Consider the following 12550-nt stretch of genomic DNA (forward strand, 5'->3'; position numbering starts at 1 on the left):
TTTGAGTGAATATTTTAACATTTGCTATTTGACATACCATATCTTGTGCCAGACTAGCTTTGCCCCGTCGTGATTCACAACAGACTCAATTTTTGTTTTCAGACGACATGATTGCTGTCTTAAATTGACGGAAAACGAATTGAGGTTGACACCTTCCTTTCTCAACTCATCTATTGAAATCCCTGAAAAACAGGCATTTCATGACCTCTTGACCTGCCGCTGTCCCCCCTTAAACTTGCGTTCCAAGTGTCGCGCGCACGAGGAACATTTTTTTTATGAGTGAAGACATCAGCGTCAGTCGATCTTTTCACTGGTTAAACCGCTTAAATTTCGCTTTTTGAATGACGCATGCTGATTTTCCCCCTCATCGCGACAAAATTCGGCTGTCGTCTAACGACATCGCTGTCTCTTCAAGCTCGTCAATCGTTGTTTCACTCAAACACATCAGTCATCCCCCGTCTTGACTTGTCCACGCCGGTCGACATCATGTTTATTATACGCTTGGATTCGAATGATCCCCGTAAACACTGCTCAATCAACACCAGTCAACTTAGTAAAACTGCCGTTGATAAAAACAAACACAGACCGACGCATTTTAATCAATGCTGCTTCAATTTAAGAGGTGAAAATTCAGAATTGGTTGACAGCAAGATCCACTCGAAATCCAAGCCTGACGTGAATTGATCAGATCGTATCCACGGCTGCTGCTGCGGTTTGTGGTTGCCCTTGTTTCTTAAGCGAAGGCAGCAGCAGTGCGCCCAGCGTCGCCAGAATCAGACAGGGGATGATGGCGTGAAATGCCTGATGCGGAACATCCAGCGCGACAAAATGGCTGGTGATTTTTGCCTGAATCATTCCGCCTCCGCCCCAGGCCATGCCCATCGTAATCGCCGAAGCCACCCCGCCTCCATTTGGAAACAGTTGATGTGAATACGAAACCATCGCCGGACTCGTACCCCACAAAATTAAGCCGCTGGGAATCAACATCAGCGTCATGAGCCACGTCGGGCAGCCTTCCCAGCCGAGCACCAGCATCAAGGGAATTCCCAACAGCGGGCAACCAATCATAAATGCTTTTTCATGTCCCGATTTGAAACGGAACGCCATCAGTAACATGCCCGCGCTGGCAGAAAACAGGAACACTGACTGCATCATACCGATCTCAATCGCAGAGGCTTCCTGTTTTTCCAGAATAAAGGAAATCAGCTTATCCATCGCCATATTCGGCACCAGACGCAACGAACAGACCAGGAACAGAAAGAAAGCCAAAAACAGTCTCCCTTCGAGCATCTGAGAGAGTGTCTGTACCGGTTTCTTCCGATCCCGTTCAAACAGTTCCGCAGGGGGTTTTCCGAATTGATACAGAAACAGAATCAGTCCTGAATAGATCGGAGCCAGAACCCAGATACTGGAAAGTCCCCAGGTCGAAACAATGGCTCCACAAATGATGGGCCCCAGCGCCAGTCCCATCGCACCGCCAAACATAAACAGCGAAAGGCTGCGCGTGCGGCGTTCTGGTATCAGCGAACCGGCTACGACCGCCGCTTCCGGATGAAAAGAACCAATGCCGATTCCCCCCAGCAATAACACCAGACTTAAGACGAGCACACTATTGGCGGGCCCGACCATCGGCATCAAGGCTGCTCCCAGTAACGGTCCCAGCCACAAAATGGATTTGATGGGATAGCGGTCGCGAATATATCCGAACACCGGCTGTGCCAGAGAGGATGCCAGCGCATGAATCGTTAATACCATAAATAAAGTGTTCTCGGTCAACGAATGCACGCGTTTCAACTCACCCCATAACGGTCCCACAATAATTGCCGAAGCGTCAACAATTATGTGAGTCAGTGTGAGGCAGATCAGACAACGATAGGCGTGGGGCATTTTCAGACAAAACTTCAAGGCAGGTATTTAATTAGAAATCAGTTTCCATTCTACAAGGCAGGACAGCAAAATGGGAATCAGGTTCACGGGACTGACTGACTGTTTTTGCTACATTTCCGGATTCCGACACAAACTGGCTTGGATTGTGATTTGTTGATGAAAAAGTTATACCTGCACTATCCCGTCGTGTGTTTGGCCCGTCGTGTGTTTGGACGTGGTACGTCAGGGCCGTTGCTCAGGATGTCATTCGACGCCAGGGATTGAACTCGACCATTTTTACGAAAGTACGTTTGTTGGGCGCCGAGACAGAGTGGACTTTTGAATCGACCAGTGAAAACGCGACTCAGCGTCTCGGAATTCTGCTGGCAAAACAACTAGAACCGGGGACGGTGATCGCCTTAAATGGCAACCTCGGAGCGGGAAAAACCCGTCTGGTCCAGGCGGTTGCCGAAGCCATGGGCGTCGATCGCAGCACGGTAAGCAGCCCTACCTTTGTACTGATCCAGGAATATCAGGGGCGGCTGCCTCTATATCACTTCGACACCTACCGCCTGAAAGATACGGACGAATTTCTGGAACTGGGAGCCGACGATCTGCTTTACTCTGATGGTGTCTGCCTGATCGAATGGGCCGACAAAGTCGCAGAAGTCTTACCCCGCGATCTGCTGCAAATCAATATCGAACATATATCAGAAACGTCACGTACCTTTCATTTCCAGGGGCAGGGGCCCCGCTCAATCAACATTGTCAATGCACTCAAACGAGAGGATCCTTCATGCTCCAGGTAATCGGGCCGGACGACAAACTGCTGGTCACAGGCGGAACGGGACTTGTCGGCAGCCACGTGATCCAACGCGCACGCGAAGCAGGCATCCCGACGGTCGCAGTCGTGCGTTCCGCTTCTCAGGCAAAGTTTTTGAAAGAGCAGGGTGCAGAACTGGTCGAAGCAGATCTTTCTGACAAACATTCTCTGGACGATGCGCTCCGTGGCGTGACGCTTGTCGTTCACACTGCTGCCAAAGTAGGCGACTGGGGAAGTACCGACGAATACCGCAAAACCAACGTCGCCGGACTGAAAAATTTACTATCAGCGCTTCAGGAACAGTGCCTGATCAAACACTTGATTCACATCAGCTCTCTAGGCGTTTATGAAGCCCGCGATCATTATGGCACGGATGAAACAGAGCCTCCGCACACCGCAGGCATCGACGGCTACACACTCAGCAAAATTGAAGCGGAACAGATTCTCCTGCAGCATGCGGTTCCTTATACGATTCTGCGGCCCGGTTTTATTTACGGACCGCGTGACCGCACGGTTCTGCCTCGGATTATGGAAAAGCTGAAATCGGGCCAGTTTGCCTATCTCGGTTCTCCCGAGAACTTAATGAATAACACGTATGTCGAACATCTGGTGGACGCCATCTTTCTGGCGGCAGCCAGCGAAGCGGCTCTGGGACAGATTTATAATATCACCGATGCGACTCTGGTCAGCAAACGGGAATTCATCTCTACCATTGCTAAGCTGGCCCATTATCAGGTGCCGAAAAAAGTCGTCCCGCTGCCGATCGCACGCAAACTGGCTCAGATAATGGAAGGCCTCTGGAAACTGCTGGGAAAACAGCAGGCACCAATCCTCTCCCAGGCGCGCATCAAATTTCTGGGACTGAATCTGGATTTCAGTACGCAAAAAGCACAACTCGAGCTGAACTATCACCCTGAAATCTCATTTCAGCAGGCAATGACGGAAACGATCGACTGGTTTCGTGAAAATCAGAAACTCCCATAATCTGCCCGCAATTCACGAAAAATCGCAAATGAATTCGGCATAAATTTCAGATTCAAATCGAGCCCGTCGAAAGTCAGGCAATTGACCCGGATCACCTCGGGCGGGTAGAATACCATTATGGAAAATGAAACAACACAAGCGTTGGAACTGTCTGATCAACAAAAGCAGCCGACACAAAAAAAATGGTCTTGGCGACGGTATATCATCAATTCCCTGATTCAGGTCATCGTCCTGTCCTCGCTGTATATCCTTTCCATCGGCCCATTGTTCTGGCAATGGTACTCTTCGTTTAATTCGATGAGTTCCCCGTTTCTCGCCGCTTTTTATATGCCGCTCTTATTTGCCTGTGAATATATTCCGCCCCTTTCTGATGGCGTGAATTGGTATATCAATCTCTGGATCGGCTGAGAGTTATTTCGTTTTCCGATTAAAAAAACGGCATGATCTGCTGGCCTTCTGTATCGCCTCTTCTATTTCCATTGTCAGACTGGCACTCAAACAGAAAAAAGGGACGCACCGTTTTCGTATTTAATTCTCCTGTGATCTGCAATCAGAAATGCGAAGTGCAGGGTTCTTTCTGCCATCAATCATAGTACATATTAAAAACCAAAAGCTCAGAGCCACGAGGTTGATTGACAAACAAAAGAATCCAAATACACTCATGAGTAGGGAAACAGATAAAGATTTCTCTCCCGTTTCCCGCATCAAAAACCTCTAACAGCTCACGCTGATCACTGCCTGGATGGCGTCCTAATAGACGGAGCACGGAATACTATGAGCGACCCACGCCCTTTTGCTCATCTGCATTGTCACACACACTTCAGTATGCTGGATGGTGCAAGCCGCATACCGGAAATGGTGAGCAAAGTGAAACAAGCGGGGATGAATTCACTCGCGATCACCGATCACGGCAATTTGTACGGTGCGATGGACTTTTACCAGCAGTGCCGCAGCCAGGAAGTCAATCCGATTCTCGGACTGGAAGCTTACATCGCGCCCCGCAGCCGCTTCGAAAAAGGGGCCTCGCGGATGAAAGAGGCCAGTTTTCACCTGACCTTGCTGGCGCAAAATCGCAAGGGTTTTGAAAACCTGATCAAACTTTCTTCCACCTCCTATCTCGAAGGTTTTTATTACAAACCCCGTATCGACAAGGAAATTCTGGAAGCCCACAGCGAAGGCCTGATCCTGCTGACCGGCTGCGCTGCGGGAGAGTTGTCGCACCATATTCTCGGTGAAAACTTTGAGGAAGCGGAAAAGCTGTGCGCCTGGTATGAAAAAGTCTTTGGCGACCGCGTTTATATGGAAATTCAGAATGCGGGTCTGGAAATTCAGAGGCAGTGTCTGGAAGGGACCGTCGATCTGGCCAATCGAATGGGCCTGCCACTGGTCGCTACCAACGACGCGCATTATGTCGACCAAAAAGACTCCTTCGCGCAGGATGTGCTCTTGTGTGTCAGCACGCGTTCGGTAGTGACTGATGAAAAACGGATGAAAATGACCGGCGATCAGTTTTTTGTCCGCACACAGGATGAAATGTACGCCGCTTTTCCCGGACTGGAGCATGCGGTCGCCCGCACACAGGAACTGGCCGAACGGGTCGACATTCAGATGTCGGATAAAAAATTCTACCCGGTTTTTCAACCCCCCGACGGATTGACCGACACACAATATCTGCGAAAACTCTGCGAAGATCGACTCCCTCTGAAATACGGAGACGAACTGACGCAGGCTCACTGGGATCGCCTGCACCTCGAACTGGGTGTGATCGAACAGATGGGCTATTCGAGTTACTTCCTGATTGTGTGGGACTTCGTGCAGTTCGCGGAAAATCAAAAAATTCCGTGTACGGCCCGCGGCTCGGCCTGTGGAGCTATCGTGGCCTTCCTGCTGGGTATGTCGCAGGTTTGCCCGCTCAAATATGACCTGCTGTTTGAACGATTTCTCGACCCCAGTCGTACAGAACCTCCCGATATCGACATCGACTTCTGCCGCGATCGCCGCCAGTTGGTGATTGATTATACGAAGCAGAAATACGGCGAGAAAAGTGTGGCGCAAATCGGCACGTTCGGCACGCTGAAAGCCAAGGCCGCCATTCGGGATGTCGGCCGCGCGCTGGGAGTGCCGCTGGCCCGCGTGAACGAAATCGCCAAAATGATTCCCGAATCGCTAGGAATCAAACTCAAGGACGCCCTCAAAGAAAGTCCCGACCTCCAGGCCGCCTACGATCAGGATCCGCAAGTCAATCAACTGCTGGACCTAGCGATGCAGCTCGAAGGTCTGAGCCGCAGTGCCGGCACGCATGCCGCGGGAGTGGTCGTCGCCGACCTGCCTCTGTCCGAAGTGGTCCCGCTGCAGACCATTACCGGCAAGACCGACATCATCACCCAATGGGATGGACCGACCGTCGAATCGGTGGGGCTGCTCAAGATGGACTTTCTGGGACTGCGAAACCTGACCATTCTAGACAAAGCCGTTCAGAACGTCAAAAAACATTGCGGGATTGACATCAATCCCCATAAATTGCCTCTGGATGATAAAGAAACCTTCGAGCTGTTACAGCGCGGCGAAACCAAAGGGATCTTCCAGTTGGAAAGTGGCGGCATGCGTGATCTGCTGACCAAAATGAAGCCGGACAAGTTTGAAGACATTATTGCGACCTCAGCGCTGTATCGTCCAGGCCCTCTGGAAGGGGGGATGGTCATGCAATACGTGGACGTGAAGAACAACCGCATCCCGATTCCGAAAGTCCATCCGATTGTGGATGACATTCTGAATGAGACGTACGGCGTGATGGTTTACCAGGAACAGGTCATGCGGATTCTGAACCGCGTGGGAGGCATTGAACTTTCCGCCGCGTATCGCTGTATTAAAGCCATCAGCAAGAAAAAGCTGAAAACCATCGCGGAGTTCAGAGACCAGTACCTTGAAGGCGCCAAAGAAAACGACGTGGACGTTAAGCTGGCAACCGATCTGTTCGAAATGATCGAAAAATTCGCCGGTTACGGATTTAACAAATCGCACTCGACCGCGTACGGCGGTGTGGCGTATGCGACCGCGTATCTCAAAGCGCATTATCCCAAAGAATTTATGGCAGCACTGCTTTCCTGCGGGATGGAGAGCCATGAGAGAATCACCGAACATGTGGATGACTGCCGCCGCATGAAAATTGAAGTGCTGCCTCCTGATGTGAATCGTTCGGAGGTGGAATTCAGCGTGGACGGCGAGAAAATCCGCTTCGGCATGGGCGCCGTCAAAGGCGTGGGTGAGCAGGTTCTCGAAGCGGTCGTTAAGGAACGCGAAGAGAACGGCCCCTTCCTGAGTATTTTTAATCTTTGCGAACGTGTCGATCCCAAAACCCTGAATAAAAGTACGCTCGAAATCCTGATCAAAGCCGGTGCGCTGGCCAGCCTGGGAGGCAATCAGGCGCAGTTGATGTTATCGGTCGAGCGGGCAGTGCAGTCGGCTCTCAATATCCATCGGGACCGGGCGCGCGGGCAGAAAAGTCTGTTCGATGATGAACCGGCAGGCGAAGACCCAGGCTCCAGTGGTGAGGTCAATCTGCCCGAAGCCGATGACTGGCCTCGTGCGCAAAAACTGGCCGCTGAAAAAGAAGTCTTCGGCTTTTACCTCACTTCACACCCTCTGGCCGAAATGGGGACCGCGCTCTCGAAATATGCGCAAAACCAGACGAATGAACTGGCGGAAATGGATGATCGGGAAGAAGTCATCCTGGCCGGTATGGTTTCTTCAATCAAAATGGCGGCCACCAAAAAGCCCAGCAAGAACGGCAATACCCGCTATGTTAACTTTGACCTGGAAGACCCGCATGGCCTTGTCCGCTGCATCATGTGGCCGGAACAATTTGCCCATATGGGGGAAAAAGTCAAAATGGAAGCAATGGTGATCATCAAGGGAAAAATCGATAAACGGGGTCGAGAACCGAATGTGATTGTGGATCAACTTCTGTCATTGAATGATGCCCGCAAACAGTTCACCGATCGCCTCGCCATTAATTTTAAACGGGGCGTCCATACCCGCCAGGATATGGTTAACGTGCATGACGTCCTGAGCCAGTTTCCCGGTCAGACCGAAGTAATTCTCGTGGTGGATTCCGTGGATCAGAATCAATCTGACACGCAGTTACGCTATGTTCTGAATCCCCCCGGAAACCTGCGTGTTTCCTGCAGTACCGAATTCGAATCGCAGCTTTCTGCCGTGATCGGGGAGAGCCATATTCACTTCCATACGACTCACAAGAAAAAAACGGGGAATGGAAGTGTCGGCCGCTAGACTCTTTGCATCAAAGATCGCAAACAAAGTGTCCGTTCTGCTGTTTTTTAAGAAATCTTGCGGTTTGCATAAGCCGAAAATAAGATATAGTTGCGCTGTATAGAAGTGAACCAGATCTGGCAGGATACTTGAATGAGAAAAACGGGAATCATTTTTTTGGCTTTGGCAGGAATCTCTGTTCCATTTCTGTGGAAACCGCTGAATTCTGATCAAAGTCGCTCGCCGGAACTTCAAAGCGCGACACTGCAGCAACCGCAGTTACTGCAGCAGATTCCGGCCAGACTGGCCAAAAACGTGAATCTGACACCGTCTCAGGACAACGACTCTTCCAACCGTCTGATCACACCGGTAAAGGCGGAATCAGGATCTTCCCACTCGATTACCGGGTTCTCTTCTGATGAGATCCTGGCCAGACTCGTCGGCAAATGGGAACAGACCAAAAGTACCAGCAGGCAGATTCTCACCATCGAGGAAAACGGGAAAGCAACGATGGTCATCGAACCTCAGGGGCTCTGGACAGCCGTACTCGGAAATAAAATCACCGTGAATATCGAGTGGAGTCTCAATGCAGGAAAACTAACCCTACGTACAGTAGGTGGAAGTCCTGAAAATAAGCTGCAATATATCAACCAGGTCTGGGGAAGTGAGTTTGTACGAGAAATCCACACCATCGAAGACAAAATGTTCACGCTTCGAGATGACAAAGGGGACGTCAGTCAGAAGTGGATTCGCACCGCTTATTGAGCAGAATTGACGAATCCGCCCATCAGCCCCACTTCAATCCCGTCAGCTTACTTGTACTCTCTCCCATTTCGCCTATCATAGTGCCCATACTCGTCTTAAAATAAGCGGGACTTCGAATCACGCTGCGATAATTCAATATTATTATTTTTCAGGACGGGTATCACCGAAAGAACCGCTTTGAAAAAACCGGTTGACGACAAAATCGCTTCTTAAGCTCTGAAAGAGATATTTGATGGACACTCAGGTTAAATCAGCACCTTCCCGGTGGCAGTCACTCGCAGACCAGGTTCTGTCCGGTTATCAGATTACCCGCGACGAAGGGCTGGAGATTTTACATGCCGCTGACGATGAACTGCTGGAACTGCTGGCTGCAGCTTATCGGGTGCGACAGAAATATTTTGGCAAACAGGTTCAGCTCTATTATCTGAAAAATGCGAAAAGCGGACTCTGCCCCGAAGATTGCGGCTATTGTTCTCAGGCTCGCGGTTCGAAAGCGGATATTCCCAAATACCGCATGCTGAATGAAGAAAAATTGATGGACGGTGCCAAGGCCGCCGACGAAGCCAAAGCGGGCACATACTGCATCGTCGCCAGTGGCCGCGGACCCACTGATAAAGAAGTCGAGCATGTCGCATCCGTCGTGGAGAAAATCAAATCGTCCTATGACCTGCGGATTTGCTGCTGTCTGGGCCTGTTAAACGAAGATCAGGCCAAACGCCTTCAACAGGCGGGTGTGAATCGCATTAACCACAATCTTAATACCAGCCGTGAGTATTACGAGAAAATCTGTACCACACATACCTATGAAGATCGCCTGCAGACGCTCAAAGTCGCCCGAGATGCGGGCATGGAACTCTGCAGCGGTCTGATTGTCGGCATGGGTGAAACCCCGGAAGACATTGTCGATGCCACATTCGAACTGCGCGCACTGGAAACGAAATCAATCCCGGTAAATTTCCTGAACTCGATTGAAGGCACCTCCCTGGAAGCGGTTGACGAACTTGATCCCCGTTATTGCCTGAAAGCACTCTGTCTGTTCAGATTGGCGCATCCTGCCACGGAAATTCGTATCGCCGGCGGTCGCGAAGTCAATTTGCGATCGATGCAGGCAATGGGCCTGTACCCCGCTAACTCCATGTTTGTCAGCGACTACCTGACGACCAAAGGACAGTCTCCCGAAGCCGATTATGAAATGATTGCCGATCTCGGCTTCGAAGTCATCATTTCCGGACATGAGATGGAAGCTTCCGGCGAAGCCCCCGCGATGGCAGCACAAAGCGAATCCTGTTAAGTCAGTTAGGATCACAAGTTCCAGCCTGGATTTCCTCAATCCTCAAACCCCTTATGAGGATTGAGGTTGTAAGAAAACCGGGACCTCTTTATGATCTCGACTTCGAGATAAGTGCGCGCAGAAAACGCCCCCTTCATCTCTGGGAATGGAATCCATAATCACAAAGTCAGGGAGCACCTGAAATGAATTCAGGCAGACTGAGCGCCAGTCACTTTTCCGGTGATCCGGTGGCAGGACACGACACACACCCCACCTTCAAAATTTTCCCCAGCACCGAAGCCGCTCCCTTCGATCATCCTGAGCATCTGCTGAAAGGCATTGCCCGGTCGCGCGATTATCTGCTTGCTCTGCAGCACGACGAAGGATATTGGGTCGGCGAATTAGAGGGAGATTCGATACTTGAATCAGAGTACATTCTGCTACTGGCGTTCCTTGGAAAACAAACTTCAGAGCAGGCGATTCAGGCGGCCAATTATCTGATGGATACCCAGATGCTAGACGGGGGCTGGAACATGTACCCGGAAGGGCCGATTGAAATCAGTGCTTCCGTCAAAGCCTATTTCGCACTCAAACTGACCGGACACGCACCGGACGCCGATTACATGCAACGCGCTCGCCTCGCGATCCTGGCTGCCGGGGGAGTGGAAGCGGTCAACAGCTTCACCCGCTATTACCTGGCATTACTAGGCGTGATCCCCTATGCCAAGTGCCCGGCGGTGCCGCCGGAACTGATGCTGATTCCGCGCTGGATGCCTTTTAATATTTTTGAAATGTCTGCCTGGTCGCGCACGATTCTGGTTCCGCTCAGCATTCTCTGGGCTTATCGCCCTTCGATTACTTTACCGCCAGAGCAGGGGATTACCGAACTGTTTACCGGCGATCCGGCCGCGTATCCCAGGACCATGCCGAAGTCGGAAACCCTTGATTCACTCAAGCAGAAAACCTGGCTCAACTGGCATCGCTTCTTCCAGATCGTGGATCAAGGCGTCAAGCTAGCCGAAAAAGTGGGGCTCAAGCCGTTTCGCAAAAAAGCGGTCAACAAAGCATATCAATGGATGAAAACCCGCTTCGAGCGTAGCGATGGCCTGGGTGCTATTTTTCCACCCATTATCTGGACCATCATCGCTTTGAAATGCCTGGGTGAAGAGGAAAGCAGCCCTGATATTCAACGGGCCTTACGCGAATTAAAAAAATTACAGATTCAGGAAGGGGATCGCATTCGTCTGCAACCCTGCAAATCTCCCGTCTGGGATACAGCCCTGAGTACGATTGCCTTGCGCGAAGCCGGCGTTTCCAATCGGAATCCGGCCATTCGGAAAAGTGTAAAATGGTTGCTCTCCCAGGAAGCCAGACAACCGGGCGACTGGGTGAATTCCAGTAAATCCAAAACTCCCGGGGGCTGGTATTTCGAGTTTAACAATGAATTTTACCCCGATGTCGACGATACCGCGATGGTCATCATGGCGCTCCGCCGCTGTATGCCCAAATCATTAAAAGACGATCAGTGGCTGACAGATTTTCTGGTGACTCCGGAATGGAATCCCTACGAAGAAGCGCTCGATACCGAAGCGATCATTGCCGGTCGAAGTGAATCGCGGGAACAGGCCTATGCCGACCTGGAACTCATGCGGCCGATGATCGGCGCCATCCAGCGGGGTATCCAATGGATGCTGGGCATGCAAAATAAAGATGGCGGCTGGGGTGCGTTTGATCGCGACAATAACCGGGAGTTATTTACGCAGGTTCCCTTCGCCGACCATAATGCGATGGTCGATCCCAGTACGGCCGATTTGACGGCACGTGTCCTGGAAGCCTTCGCCGCTGTGCAGATGCCGATAAGTCATCCTGCGTCTCAAAGAGCGCTGGAATACGTCTGGAGCGAACAGGAAGACGACCACTGCTGGTATGGCCGCTGGGGCGTCAATTATCTGTATGGAACCTGGCAGGCCATCACGGGGCTGACACAGTTTGGTATCCCCGTTGACGATCCCCGGATTGTCCGTGCAGTCGGCTGGCTCAAATCGAAACAACAGCCCTCAGGAGGCTGGGGCGAAACCGCAGACAGTTACGCAGATCCTGCTTTGCGGGGACAGGGAACCCTGACTCCCTCACAGACAGCCTGGGCCTTAATGGGGCTCATGTCAGGCGGTGAAATAGATTCTGCAGCGGTCAGACGCGGAATTCACTATTTGCTTGAGACACAGAATGCCGACGGAAACTGGGACGAAAAACCATTTACCGGAACCGGCTTCCCCAAGGTGTTCTATCTCAAATACCACCTCTACCGCACCTATTTTCCGCTGATGGCATTGGCCCGATTTGAGCGTTTACGTCGCTGATTTCCCTCTCGGTCAAAAGCAGCACTGCTATGGTGCTTCCCCCTATGCACAGAACTTCATGTTCGTGTAAAAAGAAAAATAATCATCCATATTTCACAAAAAAAAGCCTGCAAAACAGGGGCTAAAAGACGTCAAACTGCACACAACAGCACATACAAAAATAAATTTTCTACTTTTTCTTAAACTAAGTTAAATCCTTTCTTGTTTCCTCTT

Annotated in this window: 8 protein-coding genes; 7 read left to right on the forward strand and 1 reads right to left on the reverse strand. The window is 51.0% G+C overall.

The features are described from left to right. Positions 1-684: 684 nt before the first annotated feature. A complete protein-coding gene (locus Q0294_RS18755; protein WP_299468509.1) occupies positions 685-1887 on the reverse strand; it encodes an MFS transporter in 1203 nt (400 codons plus the stop codon). Between the two features lie 260 nt (positions 1888-2147). On the opposite strand from Q0294_RS18755, the gene tsaE reads away from it, so the two are divergent. From tsaE to Q0294_RS18790, 7 genes are all read left to right on the forward strand, one after another. After that, the gene (gene tsaE / locus Q0294_RS18760) at positions 2148-2675 is read left to right on the forward strand and encodes a tRNA (adenosine(37)-N6)-threonylcarbamoyltransferase complex ATPase subunit type 1 TsaE (protein ID WP_299468511.1); all 528 of its coding nucleotides are present in this window, start codon (positions 2148-2150) and stop codon (positions 2673-2675) included. Continuing rightward, complete coding sequence (locus tag Q0294_RS18765; RefSeq protein ID WP_299468513.1) at positions 2663-3673, forward strand: NAD(P)-dependent oxidoreductase; 1011 nt, start codon at positions 2663-2665, stop codon at positions 3671-3673. Before tsaE ends, Q0294_RS18765 begins: the two co-directional genes overlap by 13 nt. A 117-nt stretch (positions 3674-3790) precedes the next feature. Then, entirely contained in the window at positions 3791-4081 is a 291-nt protein-coding gene (locus Q0294_RS18770) for a hypothetical protein (protein ID WP_299468515.1), read from the forward strand. A 366-nt stretch (positions 4082-4447) separates the two neighbouring features. Further along, entirely contained in the window at positions 4448-7963 is a 3516-nt protein-coding gene (gene dnaE / locus Q0294_RS18775; RefSeq protein WP_299468517.1) for a DNA polymerase III subunit alpha, read from the forward strand. 132 nt (positions 7964-8095) lie between these two features. Next, positions 8096-8707, forward strand: coding sequence for a hypothetical protein (locus Q0294_RS18780; protein WP_299468519.1), 612 nt, complete (start codon positions 8096-8098; stop codon positions 8705-8707). Between the two features lie 232 nt (positions 8708-8939). Further along, positions 8940-9998 (forward strand): biotin synthase BioB, encoded by a 1059-nt coding sequence (bioB, locus tag Q0294_RS18785; RefSeq protein ID WP_299468521.1) that lies wholly within the window; start codon positions 8940-8942, stop codon positions 9996-9998. Positions 9999-10180: 182 nt separating this feature from the next. Beyond that, the gene (locus tag Q0294_RS18790) at positions 10181-12337 is read left to right on the forward strand and encodes a terpene cyclase/mutase family protein (RefSeq protein WP_299468523.1); all 2157 of its coding nucleotides are present in this window, start codon (positions 10181-10183) and stop codon (positions 12335-12337) included. Positions 12338-12550: the final 213 nt, after the last annotated feature.

The sequence above is a fragment of the uncultured Gimesia sp. genome (assembly GCF_937919775.1).
GTDB lineage: Bacteria > Planctomycetota > Planctomycetia > Planctomycetales > Planctomycetaceae > Gimesia.